Here is a 23,132-nt window from a genome sequence, read left to right as displayed (position 1 = left end):
AATAACTATTGTTTTATTGATGCAATACTAGTTATTGGTAACCATAAGCACAAAACAAATAACGTATGAGTAATTATCACATTAAGCATTTAGAGGAGTATTTTCAGGTATACCGAAAATCTGTACGTAACCCAGAAGCATTTTGGGAAGAAATAGCTGAAGAACATTTTTTATGGAGAAAAAAGTGGGATAATGTTTTAAGTTGGGATTTTTCTAAACCAGAGGTTAAATGGTTTGAAAATGCAAAACTGAATATTACGGAGAATTGTATAGACAGACATTTAACAACTAGAGGAGAAAAAACAGCAATTCTTTTTGAACCTAACAACCCTAATGAGGAAGCGCAACACATTAGTTATTACGAGTTGCATAAGCGTGTTTGTAAAATGGCTAATGTATTAAAAGAAAACGGCGTTAAAAAAGGTGATAGGGTTTGTATTTACTTACCTATGATTCCGGAATTAGCAGTTTCTTTATTAGCTTGTGCAAGAATAGGAGCTATACATTCTGTTGTTTTTGCAGGCTTTTCTTCTAATGCATTGGCAACAAGAATTAATGACTCTGATTGTAAACTTGTAATTACCTCTGATGGTTCTTTTAGAGGTAAAAAGTCTATTGATTTAAAAGGTATTGTAGATGTTGCTTTAAATGATTGTCCTGGGGTAAAAACTGTTTTGGTAGCAAAACGTACCAATGCAGAGATTACAATGGTAGAAGGTAGGGATAAGTGGTTACAACCACTGTTAGATGAAGCTTATGGAGATTGTGTGGCAGAAATAATGGATGCAGAAGATCCATTATTTATTTTATATACATCTGGTTCTACTGGTACGCCAAAAGGTATGGTACACACTACAGGTGGTTATATGGTGTATACAGCGTATACGTTTAAAAATATTTTTCAGTATAAAGAAAATGATATTTATTGGTGTACAGCAGATATTGGGTGGATTACTGGCCACTCTTACATTGTTTATGGTCCTTTAGCAAATGGCGCTACTACAGTAATGTTTGAAGGTGTGCCTTCTTATCCAGATTTTGGACGCTTTTGGGAAGTTGTAGAAAAACATAAAGTGACTCAGTTTTATACCGCACCAACAGCTATTAGAGCTTTAGCAAAAGAAAATATGGATTTTGTAGAAAACCATGATTTATCTTCCTTAAAAGTATTGGGCTCTGTAGGCGAACCTATAAATGAGGAAGCCTGGCATTGGTATAACAATAATGTAGGTAAAAATAATAGTCCTGTTGTAGATACGTGGTGGCAAACAGAAACTGGTGGAATTATGATTTCTCCTATACCGTATGTTACACCAACAACACCTACATATGCAACGTTGCCTTTTATTGGTATACAACCTGCCTTAATGGATGAAAACGGACAAGAAGTAAAAGGAAATCAAGTAGAAGGGCGTTTGTGTATTAAATATCCCTGGCCTTCTATTGCAAGAACTATTTGGGGTAATCATGAAAGATATAGAGATACCTATTTTTCTGCCTATAAAGACAAATATTTTACAGGTGATGGCGCATTAAGAGATGGTGTTGGTTATTACAGAATTACAGGTCGTGTAGATGATGTTATTATTGTATCTGGACATAATTTAGGTACCGCACCAATTGAAGATACCATAAATGAGCATCCGGCTGTAGCAGAATCTGCAATTGTAGGTTTTCCGCATGATGTAAAAGGAAATGCTTTGTATGGTTATGTTATTTTAAAAGAGTTTGGTGAAACTAGAGATAGAGATAATTTACGAAATGAAATAAATCAGCAAATAACAGAACACATTGGACCTATTGCTAAGCTAGATAAAATACAATTTGTAACTGGCCTGCCTAAAACAAGAAGTGGTAAAATTATGCGTCGTATTTTGCGTAAAATAGCTTCTAATGATACGGGGAATTTAGGTGATATTAGTACGTTGCTAAATCCAGAAATTGTTAAGGAAATTATGGATAACTCACTATAAAACACAGTATGTAGTTTAAACCGACTTTTTACAGAGTCGGTTTTTTTTATGCAATAATTTCTATATAACAATAGTAAACAGCAAAAAGACTTAAAAATAAAATGCCCAGGTAAGTTAGTATTTGTAACCACTTTTTAGGCTGGTGCTCTTTAGCTACATCTGTACTTAGTACATTTTTTAAATTCATATAACCAACTACAGGAGCTACTATAAAAGATACAAATGTAGCCAAAGCTACTACTTTTCCCATATTAGAATTAAAAAATACAATTACAGCCAAATTTATAACCGTAAGCACAAGTACGGCTATCGTAAAATAAGATTTACTTTGTTTTTTTGTTTCTTCAGTGGTATTATTTGGTTTGTTTTTTAGTTTTTGTAATACATCAATACTAACCCTTGCAATTGCATCATGAGCCGTCATACAAGAACTAAACATTGTTGCAAAAGCAGCTGTAGCAACAAAAATGGTTGTCCACTCACCAATATGTACAGTAAATAAATTAATTAGTTGATCTGCAAAACCTACAGCACTACTACTCATTTCTGTATTTGTGCCATAAAGAGATAAACACCCAATTGTCATAAAAAATATAGCAAGTATTGCAGTAACAATGTAGCCAAAGTTAAATTCAGACAATGCTTCTTTAAGGTTTAATTTTTTGTTGGTTAGTTTTTGCTTTTCAATGGTCCACATACTTAACCAACTAGAGGTTTCTACGGCAGTAGGCATCCAACCAACTAAACCAATAATAAATAAAATGCTGGCATTGCTAAAAAGTGACGGAGGATTAAAGTTGGCAACTTCATTAACCTTACCCTTAAAAATAACCATAGCAGTTGTAGCTAAAAGCGCAATTCCTAAAATTGAAACTATAATTTTTAAAGATTTTTCTAAAAAAACATATTTACCAATAATAAGTAGTGCAGATATAAAAGCAAATAAAGCAAATGCAACTAGGGTTATAGATGCATTTGTGAAATTTAAAAGATTTATAAGTAAACCAGAAGTTACCAAATACAAAGCTGCTAAAATGGTAAATGTAGACACAAGTGTAATTAGTGCATAAAACCATAAATACCCTTTACCACGATTTAAATAGCCCTCTATAAGTGTTTTGTTAGTAGCGTTGGTATACCTAATACCAAACTCAAAAAAAGGGTATTTTAAAATATTAGCAAGTATAATAGGTACTAACATTATCCAACCATATTGTGCCCCAGCTTTGGTAGACAATACTAGGTGAGAGGTGCCAATTGCCATACTTGCAAAAAGTAACCCTGGCCCTAAATTTTTAAGTAAAGTTGTAATTTTTTGCATTGTAGTATGTACTATTCTATCACTATTTTTTCGCCGTAAAATTTAGGTTCAGTATTAAATAATATGTCTAAAAACACTTTAACACGTGCTAAATATTCTCTGGTTTGTACTTTTAAACCTGCTTTTCCGTTTAAGTCTTTAGCATTAAAACCAACAGCAGTAAGGCCTTTTTTTTCTGCAATATAAATAGCTCTTTCATTATGAAACTTTTGAGATATTACAGTAACATTATCTAAGCTAAAAATAACGTGTGCACGCACCATAGAGTCTAAAGTTCTAAAGCCGGCATAGTCTAAAAATATTTTTTCTGCAGGAATACCTTTTTTTATAAGATCTCTTTTAAAAGTATCTGGCTCATTATAGTACTTACTGCCATTATCACCACTAACCAAAACAAAGTCTATTTTTTGCGCTTTGTACAAAGCAATTGTTGCATTTATACGGTGTACGTAATAAGGGTTAGGACTCCCATTTGTTAGTTTGCTAGTTGTGCCTAAAACCAAGCCAACTCTATTGTGTGGTACAGTGTTTACTGCATAATAGGTTTTTCCATTAGCGGCATTTTTAATAACGCTATTAGAACAAAAAATTGCCAATAAAGGCAATGCAATTAGTATAAAAAGGAGTATGGCAATTTTTTTCTTCATACAAGTTAAAGGTACAAAATAGAGACTTAGGATTGATGAAAATAAAATATTGTTAAAAATTATTTTCGATGTATTCAATAATTTAACTTTATTGGCATAAAATATGTTATGTTTTTTAATAAAAAATATAAAGTCAAACCACTAAACCACAAACCTTTGATAAAAATTTTATATTCCTTTTTAGTATTTGTGTTGCTTATTTCTTGCGCAAGTGTAGATAAACACAACAAGCAAATAACTAAGTTGCATAATGTAGAAGAACTGCATAAAGATGTTGATGTAGCCTACCGAAAACTACAAAAATTACACCCTCAATTATATATTTATACGTCTAAAAAGGAGTTAGATGCAAAATTTAAAACCTTAAAGGATAGTATTACAAAGCCTATGACAACTTACGCTTTTTATGAAAAATTAGCTCCTGTTGTAGCAGAGGTTAGGCAAGGACATGCAGGTATTTCTGTGCCAACAAAAAAATATAGACGTAAAGAAGGTAAAGCTTTAAATAAACTAAAAAATGAATGGTCTTATTTAAGGTTTGAGAATGTAGAAGATGCAGTTTTGGTTAAGAATACTCTTGGAGAAGACAGTACAATGGTAGGTAGTAGAGTGGTAAAGTTAGGAGATGATTCTGTTGATGACTTGCTAAAAAAATACAAAACTTATTTTTCTTCAGACGGCTATAACACAACTTTTCATAACAAATATTCTGCGCAGAAATTAGCTAGATATTACTATTATGATAAAGGTAGATTAGATAGTTTAGAGGTTACATTTTCTAAAAATGATAGTTTATATACTAAAATTTTTAGAAGAATACCAAGAGACTCTACAAGGTTTCCTAAAGCAAAAAAAGATAGTTTAAATGATAAAAAACCAATTAAAAAGACGAAAGAAGAACGAAAACTTGCTTCAAAAAAGTTAAAGAAAGAACTAAAGGATTATCATAAATACGGATATAGTTACTCTGAAAAGTATTATAACAGAAATTTAGATTTTATAGGTGAAGATAGTAGCGTTGCTTATATGAAAATTAGAAGCTTTACTAGAGGTGATTACGAAGCTTTTTATGAAGAGGCTTTTAAAAAAATAGACTCAGCAAAAACTGAAAATTTAATTATAGACTTACGTGATAATGGAGGTGGTAGATTGGTAGAAATTCACGATTTATATTCTTACTTAGCAAAGGATAAATTTAAGTTTATTGAGGAAGGAGAGGTAAACACAAGATACCCAATGATAAAGTCTTATATGTCTCGTAACAAAACAGTTTATGGAGCAGCATACAAGTCTTTATTTGTGCCGTTTCTATTTTTTAAAGAAGTTTTTAAGACGCACAAAAAAAATGGTAAGCTAGTATATAAGTTTAAGGAATCTAAGATAGCAGCACCTAAAGAAAATAATTATAAAGGTAATGTGTATGTATTAATAAATGGCCGTTCTTTTTCTGCATCTTCTGTATTTTCTAATGTTATAAAAGCACGTAAAAGAGGCATTATTGTTGGTGAGGAAACAGGCGGTGCTTATAATAGTACTGTTGCAGGCCAAACAAAATTGGTAAGACTGCCAAATTCTAAGCTAATGTTATACTTTGGATTAATGGTTTTAGAAACACCTTTTAAAACTGAAATTGAGGGGTATGGCGTTAAACCAGACATAGTTATTACACCTACTTTAGAGGATCGTGCAAACAATTACGATCCAGAGCTAAATTGGATTTTAAATTCAATAAATAAATAAGTTTTTAATGTACAACTTTATAAAACAGTTGTTCTACAACGGTAAACAAGTGTTTTGCAACATTAATTATGCATCTTTTATGTAAGCGTTTAGTTTTGGCAATAAATAACTAAACCCCAAACAAAAAATGAAAAAAATTACGTTACTAATTGTGTTTGCAGTATTGGCTGTAAACTTATCTGCACAAGAAGGATTAAAAATAGGTATACAAGGTGGTATTCCTTTAGATGATTATACAGATAATGTAAGTTTAATGGTTGCTGCAGATATAGGCCATATGTGGGCATTGGGAGAAGTAGTAGACTTAGGTGTAACTGGTGGCTACATACACGGCTTTGCAGAAAAATACCATACAGGCACTATTACTAATGATTTACCTGATATTCAGTTTTTAAAAGCTGCAGCTTCTGTGCGTGTTTGGACATCCAATTCTTTTTCTTTTGGCGCAGATTTAGGTCAGGGTTTTGGACTTAATGATGGTAATGACGGAGGCTTTTATTACAGACCTCAAATAGGTTATTTAATGGGAGAAAGTACAGAGCTTAATTTATCATATACAGGCATACAATTAGGAGATAATACAGAATGGTCTACGGTATCTATAGGTATTATGTACACTATAAAAACAATAAAGAGATTCTAAATAAAAAACACAAGATTTTTAAACACTTACATTATATCTAAATTGGTATAGCGTAGGTGTTTTTTATTTCTCCCATTACAAATGTGCTGTGTGTACTTCCTACACTTTTTACTGATCCTAAACCATTTAAAACAAAGTCTTGGTAATGCAGCATATCTTTTACTTGCACTTTAAGTAAAAAATCAAAATCACCAGAAATATTGTAACACTCTGTTACTTCTTTAATAGACTTAATTTCTTTTACAAAATTGTGCCCTATATCTTTTGTATGTTGCTTTAGTTTAATATTACAAAACACAGTTAATCCTTTCTCTAACTTTTCGGCATCTAAAACAGCAACGTATTTTTTTATATATCCGTTTCTTTCTAACCTTTTTATTCTTTCAAAAACTGGCGTTGTAGATAAATTTACTTTGTTGGCCAATTCTTTAGAAGTTAGGTTAGCGTTTAATTGTAGTAATCGTAAAAGTTGTACATCTATCTGGTCTAAGTTGCTCATAGAAAATTTATCTAAAAATTGATTTGAAACAAATGTATAAAAGATTATTATTCTTTTTACTACATATTTTGTAGTTGTTATTTCTAAAATCAACAACTTATTTAGCTAAAATATTTATTATACTAAACTTTGCATAGAATAATAAATTTACAATGCTATGAAAACTAATGTTTTAGGTTACCCAAGAATTGGAGCTAAAAGGGAGTTAAAAAAAGTAAGCGAGAAGTACTGGAAAGGTACAGCTACTAAAACCGAATTGGTAGAAATGGGTAAGCAGTTAAAACTTTACAATTGGAAATTAATGCAAAAGGCAGGAGTAGATCTTATTCCGTCTAACGATTTTTCTTTTTACGATCAGGTTTTAGATGCTACCTTAACCTACGGTTGTATTCCTGCAAGATATCAGAAAATAAAAGAAAAAGAATCTAAGCTGAACTTATATTTTGCTATGGCAAGAGGTTTACAAAATAATGAGTTTGATGTTACTGCTATGGAAATGACTAAATGGTTTGATACCAATTATCATTATTTAGTACCAGAGTTTACAGCTAATCAAGATTTTGAATTGTTCTCTTTAAAACCTGTAGAGGAGTTTAAAGAAGCATTAGCACATAACATTGCCACAAAACCAGTAGTATTAAGTCCGGTTACTTATTTGCTTTTAGGAAAGGAAAAAGAGGGGGGCTTTAATAAAATAGATTTGTTAAACAATTTGTTACCTGTATTTTTTGAGTTGATAACAGAGTTGGTTGCAGCTGGGGCAACACACGTACAATTAGATGAACCTTGTTTGGCATTAAACCTTACAGCTAAAGATAGGCAGGCAGTAACTAAATTGTATACCCAATTAGCCGGTAAATTTCCTGACTTAAAAATTATTTTAACTAGTTATTTTGATTGTTATGGAGATAATTTAGAAACTGTACTTCAGTTACCAGTATACGCTTTACATTTAGATTTGGTGCGTTGTTCTTTACAATTAGATGATGTTTTAAATGCGACTAATTTTAAGAAAGATAAAATACTTAGTTTAGGTTTGGTTGATGGACGAAACATTTGGAAAAATAACTTTGAAGCAACCTTAGCAACCGTGCAAAATGTAGTGGCAAAATTAGGGGTAGATAAGGTTTGGCTTGCTACATCTTGCTCATTATTACATACGCCCTACGATTTAGATTTAGAACAAAATGAAGAAACACTACCAACTAGTGTAAAGCAATGGTTGGCTTTTGCTAAGCAAAAAATTGATGAATTAGTTACACTTAAAAAACTTGCAACAGCAGACAAAAGCAAAGAGGTTGTTGCTAAATTATTAAGTAACACTAAGGCGCATAAAGCAAAAAAAGAATCTTTAGTTATACATAATGCTGCGGTAAAAGCAAGAATAGGTTTGTTAACTGCAAATGATAGTGAGCGTAATGCAGAGTTTTCATCACGTCAAAAAATTCAAAAAAATAAACTAAAGTTACCAGTATACCCAACAACAACTATTGGGTCTTTTCCACAGACAAAAGAAGTAAGGAGTTGGCGATCTAAATTCAAGAAAAAAGAACTTAGTTTGGATGCTTATAATACATTAATTCAAAAAGAAATTGAAGAAACCATACGTTTTCAAGAAAAAATAGGGTTAGATGTACTTGTACACGGTGAGTGTGAGCGTAATGATATGGTAGAGTATTTTGGAGAAAAACTAGATGGTTTTGCTATCTCTAGCTTTGGTTGGGTACAAAGTTATGGTAGTAGAGCTGTAAAACCACCAATATTATTTGGAGACGTATCTAGACCAGTGGCAATGACAGTTAACTGGTCTGCCTATGCACAGTCTTTAAGTTCTAAAGTAGTAAAGGGTATGTTAACAGGGCCGGTTACTATTTTACAATGGTCTTTTGTACGTAATGACCAACCAAGGTCTGAAACCTGTAAGCAAATAGCCTTAGCAATTAGAGATGAGGTTGTAGATTTAGAAAAAGCAGGTTTACAGGCTATTCAAGTAGATGAACCTGCTATTAGAGAAGGTTTACCATTACGAAAAGAATATAGAGATGCATATTTAACTTGGGCTGTAGAGAGTTTTAAAATAGCTACTTCTGGAGTGGCAGATAAAACGCAAATACATACGCATATGTGCTATTCTGAGTTTAATGATATTATAGAGCATATTACTAAATTAGATGCAGATGTAATTACTATAGAAACCTCTAGATCTAAAATGGATTTATTAAACGTATTTGTAGATTATAAATATCCTAATGAAATTGGTCCTGGTGTTTATGATATACACTCGCCACGTGTACCTACATTGCAAGAGATAGAAGATCTTTTAGAAAAAGCAAGTAAGTTGTTGCCTGTAGATAATATTTGGGTAAATCCGGATTGCGGATTAAAAACTAGAGATTGGCCAGAAACAAAAGCTGCTTTAGAAAATTTGGTGGCTGCTGCAAAAACAATGCGTTCTAAATTAAAAACTACCTATTAAAATAAGCTGAATAAAAAAGCCTTTAGATTTTACTAAAGGCTTTTAATTTTTTACTTTTTGGTAAGTAGTTCGTTAATTACTTCTGTAAGCTTAGCTTTATCTGTGATGTATTTTTCTAGGTTTACTATTTCTACTTTTCTAAAATCTACAGGATGACTCTCACTTTGTAAAGAGATGCTACCACTAGTTAATGGTTTTCCTTCTTTGGCTCCGTTTACAGGGTCTAGTTGAGGTTTTGTATAACGCAGCACTTCTTCACCATTTACATAATGTACTATTAAAGAATCTTTTAAAACCAAAGCTTCAACACGTACCCATTGGTCTCCGCGGTATGTTTTAGATGTAGATTTTGCACAATGTTCTTGTATTATCTCATCATTAAACACATACTGTGTACCAGGTGTGCAAATATTAGCAGTAGGGCGGTCATTTTTTCCGTTGCCTCCTAAAAGTTGTACTTCTATAGAGTTAGGAAAATCTTGCTCTACCGTCATTGTATTAGGAGACTGTCCGTGAATCATAATACCACTATTTCTAGTAGCCCAACCTTCACCACCTTTGGCTTGCTCTCCTACAAACCTGTACTCTACACCAATTAAGTATGCGCTGTAAGGCTTTTTGTAAAATAGGTGTCCGTATTGCTGATTAAAATCTCCGTAGTTGTTATAACGCACTTGTATGTTGCCATCTTTTACGCTAAAAGTATTGGCGTAATTATCATTTAACGGATGGTTTCTTATTTTTACTTGCCAACCTTTAAGGTCTTTACCATTAAAAAGTTGTTTCCATTTTGGTTTGTTATTGTTGCAGCTCATTATAAAAAGTGAGCATATAAGAATAACAATTACATTATAGGTTTTGGTTTTCATATTTTTGGTAGATTATTTAGGATCTGCTAAAATATAAATTTAAGGGAGAGTTGTAATGTATATGATGTTAAATCTGTAGAAAAAACTTACAGCTTTGTTTGTTTTTAAATTAGCACGTTTAAATTTTACATTGCAGAAATGTAATTGTAAAATAAAAAAAATACTTACCAGTTTATGTTTTTATCAATAAAAGCAATAAGACTTTTGGCCATTTCTTTTTGCTCATTTATACTTGGGTGTCCAGGAGTGTTTTTATAGGGCATAAAATGTGTGTAAACATTTTTATCTGCTATTTTAGCTGCTGCTTTGCTAATAAAATTCATCCATTTAGAGTTTTCTTTTGTGGCATCCATAGCTCCAAGAGCGCATATAATTTTAGCTTTAGGGTATTCTTTTCTTAAGCTAGTAATAAAGTTTTGATAAGCAGTAATAAAAAAGTCATCTTCTGGTTTTTTGTTCCCAAACCGGTGTTTAAACTCTTCATTTTTTGGCATATTCACTATCCAAGAATCATTCTGAAATAAATGTACAACTACTACATCTGGTTGGTATAAAGAAAAGTCCCATACACTGTTTTCGTTATTGGGGTCTAGTCTATTGTAAAGCTCTGGCATTATTATAGGAAACCAACTTACTGTAACTCCAATTCCGCTTTTACAAATAGCTCTGTATTCTGCATTAAAATGTCTGGCAGTTAGGGCAGCATAACTTAGGTAATTGTTTGTGTATGTACTATCTGGTCTGTCTTTTCCGGTAAAATCTTCTACAGCATAACCAGCAGTAATGGAGTTTCCGTAAAATTCAATTTTTCTAGCTTTAGGGGAGTCTTTTGGTAATATTTTACCTTGCTTATTCAGTTTAAAACCAAAAAAGCTTGTTTTTCCTTTATCCCATTCTGTTCTTTTGAATAGCTCTACAGTATGCTTTCCTTTTTTTAAATTGCTGGCAAGCGTATAATAGCGTTTTGTAGTATCTAATCGTAATAATTTAGCGCTGTCATTATCAACAAGAACATTATAATAGTTTTCTCCTTTTTCATCTTGTAATAATGCTTGTATGCTAGTGCCTTCAAAATTTAATTTTATAGATGTACCAGACCAGTGTAAGTCTGTGCTATCTGTAGTGTTACTATTTACTCTTCCCCAATATGTAATGTCTTTATTTGTATTGGTTATTATGGTTTTTGTAGTGCTTTTACAAGAAGTAAGCACTACAATTGATAAGATGAGAACGTAAAAAGAAAATTTCATTTTATATAAAATAATACATTGTTGGTTTAGTGTTAATAAGTAGTTTTAAGGGCTCTTTCAATTTCTGTTATAACTACAGTAATATCTTTTTTATTGGTACGCCAATTTACAAAAGAAGCCCTAACCCCTTTAGTGTTTCTATATACTGTTGGTGTCATATACACTTTACCTTCTTTGTTTAGTTCGGTTATAAAAAGAGGTATTTTATCTTGTTTATTTTTATCCTTTAAAGAAAAACAAACATTGTTTAAACGTGTAGGGGTTAGTAGTATTAGCTCGTTATTTTGAGTAATATACTCATCTAACATTTGTGCCATTTTAACTGAGTTTTCTACAATATCTTTGTAACCATCTATACCATAGGCAACAAGAGAAAACCAAGCAGGTAAAGCTCTTAGTCTTCTAGAGTTTTCTGGTAAAAAGTTTAGATAATTAAAGTTTTCTAAAGGGTCTCCTAAATATGGAGCATTAGAATTTTGAAATGTTTGAAGCTGTAGTAAGTTGTGCTTTTCTTTAATAAAAAAAACGGCACTATCATATGGTACATTCAGCCATTTGTGGCAATCTATAGTTATGCTATCTGCATTTTCCCAGCCTTTAACTAAATGTTTGTATTTTGGAGAGCATCCTGCAAACGCACCAAACGCACCATCTATATGCCACCAAAAATTATATTTTTTATGTAATGTGTTTATAGCTTCAAAATTATCAAAATCTGCAGAGTTTACGGTTCCTGCACTAGAGATAAGTATAAATGGTTGGTTGTCTAAAGCTTTAATTTTTTGCTCTAAATCATTAATATCTATAGACTCTCTGTTGCCTTCTTCAACTTTTATTTTACTAACGTTAGTACTGCCTATACCAAGCATAGATAAAGATTTTATAGCAGAAGAATGAGGTACAGCAGATAGTATATTTATTGGTATAGAAATACCATTTTTTGCAAAATCTTTTCCTTTTTGTTTCCCAAACCATTGCCTGGCTACTGCCAAGCAAGTAAAATTAGACATTGTAGCACCAGAAACAAACCCGCCTAAAAAGTTATGTGGTAAAGCAAACAAATCTAACAATAACTTTATAGTTTCTTGTTCTATTTGCACAGATACATCTCCTTGGGCAGAGGTTGTTTGCGGATTTTGATCATAAATAGTTGTGAGCCAATCACCAATAACAGCAGCAGGTGTAGACCCGCCAACTACGTAGCCCAAATATCTAGGGCCAGAAGAAGCAACAATAGTGTCTTTAAATTTTTTATTAAATAACTTAAGTGTATTTAATCCTCCAATACCCTCTTTATTTAAGCCTTCATAAATAGTATTTAACACAGGTAAAGTAGTTTTTTCTGTATCAATATTTTTAAAATATGTAGTGCCTTGTTTAGCTACTTTTTGTAATAATTGGTCAAAATTATTAAAATCTTCTTCAAGCAGTTTATTCATAATTTAATAAAGCTTTATGGTGTAAAATAGGATGCCTAATTGGTTTACAAGTTAAATAAACAAAGTAACCTAAATGTTATTTTTACTGTTTTTTAAAAGTTAACCTATGCTATTTTAGTTTTAATATGAGTTATTTTTTTGCAATAGAATCTCATATTTAATATACAAAAGGCAGAAGAGTTTACGCGTAGTTTAGTTATTTCCATTTTGGTATACTCTATTAGAAAAATGGCACAGTAGAAAGCAAATTAGTATTGCAATTTTGCAATATGAAAAAAATAACAAACTTAGGAATATTTACACTGTTATTGGTAAGTAGCTTAACAATAATGGTAGGTACAGTTATTGCGCCATCTTTAACAGGAATTGTAGAAAATTTAAATTTTAGTTTTTCTCCAGGTTGGTTAATTACACTACCATCTTTGGGAGTAGTAGTATTTGCACCAATAGTGGGTAAACTTTTACATAAAACAGGTTCTTATACTATGTTGTGTTTGGGGTTGGTGCCATATGCACTTTTAGGAGTTGCTGGGGCGTATATTACAAACGACTATATTTTAATGCTAGACCGGTTTTTATTAGGAGCAGCTACAGTTGCAGTGCAAGTGTCAGTAACTTCTTTTATTGCAGATTTTTTTACGGGTGAAAAAAGAATGAAACTTATTGCTTGGCAAGGTATGTCTATAGAATTAGGTGGTGTAATTTTTCTTTCTATTGGTGGTATACTTGGGCAGTGGCATTGGCAGTATCCGTTTTTTATATATTTATTAGCAATTGTGTGTTGGTTGTTGGTTATAAAAACATTGTTTAAAACAATTAAAAGTGATGAAGTTGTGGTTAAACAAGAGAAAAAAGAAAGTAAGCTAGCTATAAAAACTATTTTTTATGCTTCATTACTGTCTATGGTATTGTTCTTTGTTAGTTTTGTAACCTTACCCATTTATTTGCCAAAATCTATTGGTTTTACAGAGTCTTACACTGGTTATTTTATGGCATTTATATCTGTAATTGCTATTATTACAGCAAGTCAAATGCCTAGGGCAGTTAAAAAAATAGGAGATGGTAAAGTGGTAGCTTTGGGCTTTTTATTTTTTATGCTAGGGTATGTTACACTAGCTTTTTTTAATAGTATACCTCTATTGATTTTAAGTGCTGTATTTATTGGCACAGGTTTTGGCTTTACAATACCACTTTTAAACCATATGATGATAGAGGTTAGTGCGCCTAAAAATTTGGGAAAAAACTTAGGCTTGTATTCAATGGGAGTTTTTGGCGGCCAATTTTTATCAACTTTTATAGAATATATATCTACAAATTATGCTATTGTGTATACTGTAGCTGCTTTATTAGCTCTGGTTATAGGTATTGTACTTTATTATGCATTTAAAAAAATAGAAGAGCATAACCAATAAATATAGTATGCCTATATTTAAATTAAATTTTAAATATAGATGCCTGTAGCCAATTTAAAACATAAAATAAAGATAGAGAAAAGCTTAACTAAAAAGACAACTATGCTTTCTGGTAATTCTTTTGGAATTTATTTTTGCTTAACTGCGGATTATAATGCTGTTGTATATTTTAAACCTTTAAACGATTTTTTTCCGGATACAGCGTTTGAAGTTAAAAAAGGAATTTTATTAAATTTTGAAAGAGATTTAATTGAAGAAGATGATATAGAGTATGCCTTAGATGTAATGACGCTCTTTAATAAACAACCTCAATTAGTTTTAAAAACCCCTAAGCAAGTTGCAAAGGTGAAAAACGCTATTAATTTAGTGGTAGAAGAGTACAACACAGCAGCATCATACATAATGATGAAAACACTTTTAAAGGTGTTATTACTAAGTTTAATACGTATTGGTAATGAAAATTTTATAGCACAAGACCTTAAGCAAAAAAGAGTGTTTGATTTTTTAGAGTTGATGGAAACCTCTTTTTTAAAAGAAACTAAAGCTAATTATTATGCAAAAGAGTTGGGTATAACTGAAAAAAGATTAAATCAGATTTTAACTGAAAAATTAAACTTAACAGCAAAACAAATTATACAGCAGCGCCAAATTACAGAAGCAAAAAGGCAACTTGTTAAAAGTGAAATTACAATTAAAGAACTTGCGTTTGAGTTGGGATTTGAGTCTTTAAGTAGTTTTTCTAGATTTTTTAAAAAGCATACAGGGGTTAGTCCTTCTAAATTTTCTATAGATTTTAAATAGCTAATTATTATAAGCCATATTGTAATTTTTGTTTGGTTTTAAGTATATAAACGTTCTGTTTGTGTTAATGTAAAAATCAAACCTCCTTAGAAAATCAGTGCCTAAAATACTCATACTTTGCCTAGCAATTGCGCCTTTAAAAAAGCCAATAGGTACATTTTTAAATGTAGTTTTACCAACTTTAAATTTAGGTAAAATTGCCTTTTGTGTTTTTAGCACATTACCATAAGAATCTTTAAGCGTTTTAGTATCAGTTATTTTTAAAAGCGAATCTAATTTATTAGTTTTAGCAAAATTGTCATCAAATAATAGGAAACCAGTGTAGCCAGAATGAATTAAAAATGAATTCTCATATTTTTTTGATGCTATACTACTTACACCGCCTAAAAACATAAAGCCGTCTTTAGAGTATAAAGGTACTTTTGTATAGCCTTTTATTTTTGTAGGTATTGTTTTGTATACCGTAATTTTATGGTTTGTAAAGCTAATATGTAGGGCTTTGCCTTTAAATAAACTAGGTCCAAATTTGCCATCTGTTCCTGGGCCTGAGTTTTTATTTTCCCAAATAGGTAAATTACTCCAATTAAAACCTCCTATTTGTAACGTGTTACTGTTGCTATGTCTAGATGTGCTTTTTCCGCCCCAACTTTCTACAGTTTCTTCTGTGTTCCATAGTACACTAGTAGCTTTGGTAGTGCTTTTTTCAATTAAAGTGATAGATTCTGCAGCTGTGTGTAGCATTAGGCTAACAGTATCTTTTTTATTTAAAATGGCCTCTACGGCAATGTTATTTTTAGGAGTAAAAGTAAACGGAAAGCTACCTAATAAATTTGCATTGTTTTTGGTTTGAGATATGCCACCAAAAGTAACTAGTGTAAAACATAAATAAGTAAACAACTTTTTAAACATAGTTATTATTGGTTTAAGAGTACGTAGTGCAGTAAAGCTAATTTACATAAAGTTGGAGTAGGTGCGGTGTTAGTGTTGTTAATTTTTACTTACGTTCTAAATCTGTAATAAGCAAAGGGTTGTTTTGTTTTAGTTTGTCTAGTAGTTCTTTAGTTTTTGAGGTACTAGGATTTTGTTTTAGTTCCTCATATTCTGTGTTGGTTAAGCCAACCATTTGTAAAAACTGAACCTCACCGTGTGGAGTGTTTAATATACCTAATTCTTTGTCTATAACAAAGGCCAGAGCAGTAATATCTGTATTGTAATTACTTCTTATTGGTCCGTTTGCAGGTATAAGATGGTATTCCTCAAACCATTTTTCTTTGCTAAAAACGTACTTTCCTAAATTCTGAATTAAATTACACGCCCAATTAACATTATCTTCATCACTATATTTTTTTAGTCTAAAAGTAAGTTCAAAACCAAGTTTGCTATATTCTTCTCCTACAGATTCTTCATTGTAATACAGCTCAGAAAATCCATAAGAAATGTAATGCAAGTGGGGTTCTTGCAAGTTACTGTTGTACACGCTAATGCCATCTATAGGCTCTGTGCCACCCAATGCATAAGGTAATTGTGGGGCATAATGCTGCGGATTTTGCTCTGGGTATATTTTTTCTACCACAGTATCTATACAGTCCCAACCAACAGCATCTTCTTCTGTATATTTCTTTTTGTATTCTTCTAGGGTCATAGGGTTATTTATGGAGTATTAAGTAAAGTAGTTACTTTTCTAGGTTTTAGTTTTTTTAATCACCTCTAAAGCCAATTCTTGTGTTTCTTCAGCTATTTCTGCCTTAGTAGGTTGTGTAGCAATTCGTTTAAATTCAGCCAGTAATTTTGGATCTATTGGTGCTGTGGCATTTGTGCCAAAAACTAACACAAGCCAGTATTTCCAAACTTCATCTTGGCCCCTTAAAATGGCAATAATATCATCTGTAATATGTTTTGCTATAGACTGTAAATATAGCGCTATTGGACCTGCAACGGGCCAGTTTAAATCTTGTAACCAAGTTAATAACTCTGGCACTATTGGTTTTACTTGCTCATAACTATAGTTTTTTAAGTCTGCTATAGCTTCTAGGTCTCCTTTGTGTTTTGGTAGTTGTGGTTGCAATGGTTATTTTTCTTTTTTAAACCCTTTATTGGTTAGTTTCCATTGGGTATGTGTTTGTTCTTTTCCGTAAAAACCAGTTTCCTCATCTTCTGGGTAACTAAAATAAGACAATATTTTTTTTTGTTCATCGTATTTTATTTTAATGTCTTGCCCACGGTTTGCTTCTGTAAAAATAGAGGTTTCTCCTATAAAAGCAGTGTCGCTTTTTTGCAATTCACCATCTTCTATTTTGTATACTTTGGCTGTACTGTAATGTTTGCCACCACAACAGGTTCCCCAGCCTAATAACAAGTAGTGCGGTTTGTTATTAATTTTTATATGGTGTACACCAAGTATAAAAACATCTTGATCTCCATCATCTTTATCTTTTAAATTTATATATTTAATAGATCCACTACTGTTTTTGTATTGTGCATAAATTACAGAGCTGTGGCAACATCCGGAGTCTCTTTGGCTCCAGGTATATGTTTTTACTACACTATCTAGACTGTATTGTATGCTTATATGTTTAGATAAACTATCATATGGGTTAGCAAAACTAGTAGTATCTTTTAAGTGTTCTACAAAACGTTGCTTTACAAAAGGAAACATACTGTTTGCCATATCAAAATCTACGGCTTGGTAGGCTTTAAATGTGGTTGCAAGTAGCTCGTCAGAATAATTATAATCTTCTTGAGCTAATGTACTATTGCATATTACAAATGCAAAAAATAGAATTTTAAGTCGTTTTGTTATTTTCATACAATATATTGTTAGGTGTAATCTTTGTAAGGGATGGCTAATTTTTTAAACTGTTTTACAATATTTTTTTCTCTTTTTTGACTTATAAAATCTATGGTAACTTTAAATTTTTTATGATACACGGTGTGTATAGTTATAAATGTTCTTTTGTTTCTGCCACCGCCCACTGTTTCTTTAGTTGTGTGGGTTATATCATTTGTAGGTATTATTTTTTTTACAAACGGATTTATTAAGTTTTTTATAATGATGTAATTTTTAGAACTTTCTATATAACCCATTTGTGTTGTAAAAAGTAACAAAAAAAGAAATGTACCTGTACTAAATATAAAATATCCTGGATCTAGGTAGTTGGTAATAAACAGGTCTAGCAATAATATAATAGAGGAAGTTAGTGCTATTAATATAATTATTTTTACTAGTGTAATATAAAATGGTATTGATGTGGTTTTGTTAGTAATAGCAATAGTACTATTAGTAACAGGTTTACTTATTTTTATCTGTTTATTGCCAAAGGTGTTGTCTAAGTGTAAACGTAGTTTCCAAAAGTTAGTGTAGTAAGCCTCTTTTAGGTATATTTTTTTATTGTTTTTTAGGTGTATGGTAAGTCCTTTTTCATAAATGGTAAAAAACATGAATTTAGAAGGTACAGAACTATGTAACTCAATACTCTTTACTTCATTATAAGTATATGTTTTAAATATGCCAATTTTAATGTTTTTAGAGTCTACTCTATAAAAAATGAGGCTCTTTACAATCATATAAATACCATAGAGCACAAAAGCCATAAAGGCTATTAAAAACAGTATAATCTCTTCTTTGCTAATTATAAGTACATAAAGAAAAAACAATATGACAATAAAAAAAAATAGCAAGAATAGGTACAGAAAATTAAATCTGCTGGTTATGGTTGTATTTTTTATGTTATTACGCATCATTTTTGTACTTCAATTAAAAAGTACAAATTAAAGTATATATAGGGTGTTGTAATGCGTTAATGTTTATTTGTAGTAATTAGGTGTATTACCGTTACTAAATAATTTATTTTTTAGCTTCTTTACGGTAAGCATTAAAAATAAGTACAGCCATAAATGCCCAAATTAACCTATATACCCATATGTTTATATCCTTGCCAAAAAATAGCACAGTTTCTGCGTCTCTCATAAAACTGTATACAACATTTACAAGGGCAAGTGCTACACCAATAATTAATATTGTTTTTCTCATAGCTGTTAAAACTAGTGTTTTATTTCTTTTTTTTAAGTTCTGTATTAATTTTCTTTTCCAATTTCTTAATCTCGGCAAAAGGTAAATTTAGAGCTAAAAAATAATTTCCGTTTCTAATTTTACTATTTACGTAAAAGCCATTAATAATTTTGTTATCTATAAACAAGCCTATGCTTTTACGCTCTTCAAAAGCTATGTCTGTAGCAATTTGCATTTTAATATCTCCGTTAGGTGTAAAGGTTAGGTTTAAACCAAACTGTTTTTCTCCAGTATTTCCAAATGTAGCACCTATACCAACAGTAGAACACTTTTTAATTGCTGTAATAGGAATTAATGTTTTTGTGTTAACGTATTGTGTTTTATTAAAACTTGGAACAAAAACTTTTACGCCAACAGAATCATTTAAAATATAAAAGCCCGATTTTAAATGGCTTGTTGTGTCTGTTTCTTGTGACTGCTGACAAATGCCAGTTGCACTCACAAGAAATAAAAGAAAGAGTAGGGCGTAGGTTTTTATAGTCACAATATATTTTTATAAGCCTTCTAGACCTGTTGTGGTAGCATCAAAAAACAATAATCCTGCAATAAGGAAAACGTAAAAAATAATCCAGATTAAAGAAATAACTACACCGGCAATGGCAAGTCCGCGTGGACGATTAAAAAGTCCAATTATAGATAATATAAGTCCTAAAATCCATATTAAGTGTCCCACAATAGGAATACAATATAATAGGTATGCAAGTATAGAGATTATAAAGCCGGCTATACCAATTGGATTGGAGTTGCTATTATTATTTTGGTTAATAATAATAGGTTGCGCTTGATGAGTTTCTTGTTGTTGCTGGTTTTGGTTGTCTTCTTGGTTGTGTGGTGTAATGTCACTCATAAAAATTGGCTATATTTTATGGCAATATAAAAATAAGTAGGTAAAATAGTACCTTATTTTATAAGTTATGCGAATTAAAATTTTTAGAGTAAATTAAAATAGGTGAAAACCAAAAAGGTATAAAAAGCAAAAACCCTTGAAAATCGTGAGATTAACAAGGGCTTTGTACTCGAGATGGGACTTGAACCCATACGGACTAATGTCCATTGGATTTTAAGTCCAACGTGTCTACCAATTCCACCACTCGAGCAAATTAGCTGTTATTACTAACAGGCAATTGGTATAATTTTTTCTGAGCGAAAAAAGGGATTCGAACCCTCGACCTCCACCTTGGCAAGGTGATGCTCTACCCCTGAGCTACTTTCGCAATTTTTATGAGCGTACATCTTTATCAGATGCGGGTGCAAATTTAAGACATTTTTCTAAACCACAAAGCTATTTTGAAAAAAAATATTGATATTTTTTATCTAATTTTAAATTTCATTTTCAAATAACATAAAATGAGCGTTTTACACTTCATCTTTTTTTTTGTGCAGAAAGCAATCTTTTTATCTCATTTAACTTCATTAGTGCTTCAACCGGTGTTAGCGTGTTAATATCTAAGTCTATTATTTCTTCTTTTAACTCTAAGAGCAGAGGGTCATCCATATTAAAAAAGCTTAGTTGCATTTCATTTTGTGCATCTGTTAGCTTTGTTGTGAGCTCTTCACTAGAGTGAGATTTTTCTAATTTTTTAAGTATTTTATTTGCTTTAGAAATTACTTGCTGTGGCATACCAGCCATTTTTGCTACGTGTATACCAAAACTATGTTCACTACCACCAGGAGTAAGTTTGCGTAAAAACAAGACATTGTCTTTTAATTCTTTTACAGATACGTTGTAATTTTTTATTCTGCTAAACGTAGCTGTCATTTCATTTAACTCATGGTAGTGTGTGGCAAACAATGTTTTTGCTTGTGTTGGGTGTTGGTGTAGGTATTCTGATATTGCCCAGGCAATAGAAATACCATCATATGTACTTGTACCACGGCCAATTTCATCTAACAATACCAAACTACGTTCAGACAAGTTGTTAAGGATAGATGCAGTCTCGTTCATCTCTACCATAAACGTAGATTCTCCCATAGAGATATTGTCACTGGCGCCAACTCTGGTAAATATTTTGTCTACGTAACCAATTTTAGCAGCTTCTGCTGGTACAAAACTTCCCATTTGCGCTAATAATACAATTAAGGCTGTTTGGCGTAATATGGCAGACTTACCACTCATATTTGGCCCTGTAATCATTATTATTTGTTGTTCTTCTCTATTTAAAGTAACATCATTGGCAATATAAGTTTCGCCAACTGGTAATTGTTTTTCTATAACAGGGTGTCTACCATTTACAATTTCTAAGTCTGTAGAGTTGTTTATTACAGGAGCGGTGTATTTATTGTCTGTAGCCAATTGTGTAAAACCACAAAGGCAATCTAGTTGCGCAATTAACTGTGCATTGTGTTGTACAGGTGCAATGTACTCTTGCATCCAAACAACAAGTTTAGAAAATAGCTCTTGCTCTAAAACTTGTATACGTTCTTCTGCGCCTAATATTTTACTCTCGTATTCTTTTAATTCTTCAGTAATGTAGCGTTCTGCATTTACTAAGGTTTGCTTGCGTATCCATTCTTCTGGTACTTTGTCTTTGTGGGTATTACGTACTTCTATATAATAACCAAATACATTATTGCTAGCTATTTTTAAAGAGGTGATACCGGTACGCTCGGTTTCTCTTTCTAGCATCTTATTTAAATAATCTTTACCAGAAAATGCCAATCCGCGTAGCTCATCTAACTCTGCTGAATATCCATTAGCAATAGTTTCACCTTTAAGCATATTAACAGGTGCATCTTCACTAATCATTTCTTTAATTTTAGCGCGTAGCATATCACAACCGTGTAACTGGTCGCCTATAAGTTTTACAGCGTCATTTTTGCTGCTACTAGTAAGTTGCTTAACTGGTAGTATTGCTTCTAAAGAATTTTTTAGTTGTACTACTTCTTTGGGTGATATTTTAGCCGTTGCTACCTTAGAAATTAAACGCTCTAAGTCTCCCATTTGCTTTATAGACTGTTGTAGTTTATGCAAAATGGTATCATTGGCTTGTAGGTACTCTATAACTTGATGCCTTCTTTTTATCTTTTCTACATTTTTTAGAGGCAACGCCAACCAGCGTTTTAGCATACGCCCACCCATAGGTGATATGGTTTTGTCTATAACATCTAAAAGGGTAACAGCATTTGGGTTGTAGGAGTGATATAGCTCTAGGTTTTTAATAGTAAACCTATCCATCCAAATGTATTCTTCCTCGGCAATACGTTGTAACGTATTTATGTGCTGTAGTTTGTGGTGTTGCGTTTCAGATAAATAATGTAAAACAGCACCAGATGCCATAATACCTTGCTCTAAATGTGCCACGCCAAAACCTTTTAAAGTTGCAGTGTTAAAATGCTTGGTTAGTGTTTCTTGTGCATAATCTTCCTGAAAAATCCAATCTTCTATAAAAAAGGTATGAAACTCGGTACCAAAAGCTTTTAAAAAATCCTTTTTATGTGTTTTAGAAACTAAGACCTCATTTGGTGCAAAGTTTTGTAACAGTTTATCAATTTGTTCTTCTGTACCTTCTGATGTTAAAAATTCTCCTGTAGAAATATCTAAAAATGCTACACCTATTTTTTTTCTTCCAAAATGTACTGCACATAAAAAGTTGTTGGTTTTGGCAGATAAAATATCATCATTTAAAGCCACCCCAGGAGTTACCAATTCTGTAACGCCTCTTTTTACAATTTTTTTAGTTTGTTTAGGATCTTCTAACTGGTCACAAATGGCAACACGTTGGCCAGCTTTTACCAATTTAGGCAAATAGGTGTTTAAGGAGTGATGCGGAAAACCAGCCAATTCTGTTTTTTCGCCACCATTGTTACGGTGTGTACAAATAATACCTAATATTTTTGATGCTTTAACGGCATCATCACCAAAGGTTTCATAAAAATCTCCAACACGAAAAAGCAACATAGCATCTGGATACTTTGTTTTTATAGCGTTGTATTGCTGCATTAAAGGTGTTACCTTTTTCTTTTTTGGTGTACTTGTTTTAGGCAAATTGAAAA

Annotated in this window: 21 protein-coding genes and 2 tRNA genes; 6 read left to right on the top strand and 17 right to left on the bottom strand. The window is 31.8% G+C overall.

Annotation, left to right across the window (positions count from 1 at the left end; genetic code table 11):
• The first annotated feature begins 65 nt into the window (after window positions 1-65).
• A complete protein-coding gene (gene acs / locus KLA_RS01650) occupies window positions 66-1,973 on the top strand; it encodes an acetate--CoA ligase (RefSeq protein WP_034643137.1) in 1,908 nt (635 codons plus the stop codon).
• Between the two features lie 46 nt (window positions 1,974-2,019).
• Here acs and KLA_RS01645 read toward each other — a convergent pair whose 3' ends face one another.
• Both KLA_RS01645 and KLA_RS01640 read right to left on the bottom strand, forming a co-directional pair.
• Window positions 2,020-3,294 carry an NRAMP family divalent metal transporter gene (locus KLA_RS01645; protein WP_034643134.1) on the bottom strand — a complete coding sequence of 425 codons (1,275 nt, stop codon included), beginning with the start codon at window positions 3,292-3,294 and terminating at the stop codon, window positions 2,020-2,022.
• 11 nt (window positions 3,295-3,305) lie between these two features.
• Window positions 3,306-3,941, bottom strand: coding sequence for a vancomycin high temperature exclusion protein (locus KLA_RS01640; RefSeq protein ID WP_034643132.1), 636 nt, complete (start codon window positions 3,939-3,941; stop codon window positions 3,306-3,308).
• Window positions 3,942-4,097: 156 nt separating this feature from the next.
• Between KLA_RS01640 and KLA_RS01635 the strand changes: the two genes are divergently transcribed.
• Both KLA_RS01635 and KLA_RS01630 read left to right on the top strand, forming a co-directional pair.
• The gene (locus KLA_RS01635) at window positions 4,098-5,681 is read left to right on the top strand and encodes a S41 family peptidase (protein ID WP_034643360.1); all 1,584 of its coding nucleotides are present in this window, start codon (window positions 4,098-4,100) and stop codon (window positions 5,679-5,681) included.
• A gap of 127 nt (window positions 5,682-5,808) precedes the next feature.
• A complete protein-coding gene (locus tag KLA_RS01630; RefSeq protein ID WP_034643130.1) occupies window positions 5,809-6,324 on the top strand; it encodes a hypothetical protein in 516 nt (171 codons plus the stop codon).
• A gap of 37 nt (window positions 6,325-6,361) precedes the next feature.
• On the opposite strand, the gene KLA_RS01625 is transcribed toward KLA_RS01630, so the two are convergent.
• Window positions 6,362-6,823, bottom strand: coding sequence for an Lrp/AsnC family transcriptional regulator (locus KLA_RS01625; protein ID WP_034643358.1), 462 nt, complete (start codon window positions 6,821-6,823; stop codon window positions 6,362-6,364).
• A gap of 157 nt (window positions 6,824-6,980) precedes the next feature.
• Here KLA_RS01625 and metE point away from each other — a divergent pair, with 157 nt between their 5' ends.
• Window positions 6,981-9,299: a 5-methyltetrahydropteroyltriglutamate--homocysteine S-methyltransferase gene (gene metE, locus KLA_RS01620; RefSeq protein ID WP_034643129.1), complete on the top strand. Its 2,319-nt coding sequence runs from the start codon at window positions 6,981-6,983 to the stop codon at window positions 9,297-9,299.
• A 50-nt stretch (window positions 9,300-9,349) separates the two neighbouring features.
• Here the strand turns inward: metE and KLA_RS01615 are convergent, their stop codons facing one another.
• The 3 genes from KLA_RS01615 to KLA_RS01605 form a co-directional block, all read right to left on the bottom strand.
• On the bottom strand, window positions 9,350-10,168 hold the full coding sequence (locus KLA_RS01615; RefSeq protein WP_034643127.1) for a DUF1080 domain-containing protein: 819 nt from the start codon (window positions 10,166-10,168) through the stop codon (window positions 9,350-9,352).
• A 164-nt stretch (window positions 10,169-10,332) separates the two neighbouring features.
• Complete coding sequence (locus tag KLA_RS01610) at window positions 10,333-11,418, bottom strand: SGNH/GDSL hydrolase family protein (protein WP_034643125.1); 1,086 nt, start codon at window positions 11,416-11,418, stop codon at window positions 10,333-10,335.
• Between the two features lie 32 nt (window positions 11,419-11,450).
• The gene (locus KLA_RS01605; protein ID WP_034643124.1) at window positions 11,451-12,857 is read right to left on the bottom strand and encodes a pyridoxal phosphate-dependent decarboxylase family protein; all 1,407 of its coding nucleotides are present in this window, start codon (window positions 12,855-12,857) and stop codon (window positions 11,451-11,453) included.
• Between the two features lie 269 nt (window positions 12,858-13,126).
• On the opposite strand from KLA_RS01605, the gene KLA_RS01600 reads away from it, so the two are divergent.
• Both KLA_RS01600 and KLA_RS01595 read left to right on the top strand, forming a co-directional pair.
• Complete coding sequence (locus KLA_RS01600) at window positions 13,127-14,269, top strand: MFS transporter (RefSeq protein ID WP_034643121.1); 1,143 nt, start codon at window positions 13,127-13,129, stop codon at window positions 14,267-14,269.
• Window positions 14,270-14,371: 102 nt separating this feature from the next.
• On the top strand, window positions 14,372-15,070 hold the full coding sequence (locus tag KLA_RS01595) for a helix-turn-helix domain-containing protein (protein ID WP_235183509.1): 699 nt from the start codon (window positions 14,372-14,374) through the stop codon (window positions 15,068-15,070).
• Here the strand turns inward: KLA_RS01595 and KLA_RS01590 are convergent, their stop codons facing one another.
• The 11 genes from KLA_RS01590 to mutS all read right to left on the bottom strand — a co-directional run bounded on the left by KLA_RS01590 (window position 15,071) and on the right by mutS (window position 23,079).
• Window positions 15,071-15,979, bottom strand: coding sequence for an aspartyl protease family protein (locus KLA_RS01590; RefSeq protein WP_034643114.1), 909 nt, complete (start codon window positions 15,977-15,979; stop codon window positions 15,071-15,073).
• Window positions 15,980-16,064: 85 nt separating this feature from the next.
• On the bottom strand, window positions 16,065-16,712 hold the full coding sequence (locus KLA_RS01585) for a suppressor of fused domain protein (RefSeq protein ID WP_034643111.1): 648 nt from the start codon (window positions 16,710-16,712) through the stop codon (window positions 16,065-16,067).
• A 39-nt stretch (window positions 16,713-16,751) separates the two neighbouring features.
• Window positions 16,752-17,135 carry a DUF5071 domain-containing protein gene (locus KLA_RS01580; RefSeq protein ID WP_013621490.1) on the bottom strand — a complete coding sequence of 128 codons (384 nt, stop codon included), beginning with the start codon at window positions 17,133-17,135 and terminating at the stop codon, window positions 16,752-16,754.
• 3 nt (window positions 17,136-17,138) lie between these two features.
• Entirely contained in the window at window positions 17,139-17,876 is a 738-nt protein-coding gene (locus KLA_RS01575) for a hypothetical protein (RefSeq protein WP_013621491.1), read from the bottom strand.
• A gap of 11 nt (window positions 17,877-17,887) precedes the next feature.
• Entirely contained in the window at window positions 17,888-18,661 is a 774-nt protein-coding gene (locus tag KLA_RS01570) for a hypothetical protein (RefSeq protein WP_013621492.1), read from the bottom strand.
• Between the two features lie 253 nt (window positions 18,662-18,914).
• Window positions 18,915-19,100 carry a hypothetical protein gene (locus KLA_RS01565; protein ID WP_013621493.1) on the bottom strand — a complete coding sequence of 62 codons (186 nt, stop codon included), beginning with the start codon at window positions 19,098-19,100 and terminating at the stop codon, window positions 18,915-18,917.
• A 19-nt stretch (window positions 19,101-19,119) separates the two neighbouring features.
• On the bottom strand, window positions 19,120-19,623 hold the full coding sequence (locus KLA_RS01560) for a hypothetical protein (protein WP_013621494.1): 504 nt from the start codon (window positions 19,621-19,623) through the stop codon (window positions 19,120-19,122).
• 9 nt (window positions 19,624-19,632) lie between these two features.
• Window positions 19,633-19,986 (bottom strand): hypothetical protein, encoded by a 354-nt coding sequence (locus KLA_RS01555; protein ID WP_013621495.1) that lies wholly within the window; start codon window positions 19,984-19,986, stop codon window positions 19,633-19,635.
• A 166-nt stretch (window positions 19,987-20,152) separates the two neighbouring features.
• Window positions 20,153-20,236 (bottom strand) — tRNA-Leu (locus tag KLA_RS01550).
• 45 nt (window positions 20,237-20,281) lie between these two features.
• Window positions 20,282-20,353, bottom strand: a tRNA-Gly gene (locus KLA_RS01545).
• A 149-nt stretch (window positions 20,354-20,502) separates the two neighbouring features.
• A complete protein-coding gene (gene mutS / locus KLA_RS01540; protein ID WP_034643352.1) occupies window positions 20,503-23,079 on the bottom strand; it encodes a DNA mismatch repair protein MutS in 2,577 nt (858 codons plus the stop codon).
• Window positions 23,080-23,132 lie beyond the last annotated feature (53 nt).

It is taken from the genome of Cellulophaga geojensis KL-A, assembly GCF_000568425.1.
In the GTDB taxonomy this organism is placed as follows: domain Bacteria; phylum Bacteroidota; class Bacteroidia; order Flavobacteriales; family Flavobacteriaceae; genus Cellulophaga; species Cellulophaga lytica.
This window is presented reverse-complemented; position numbering and strand designations above follow the sequence as displayed.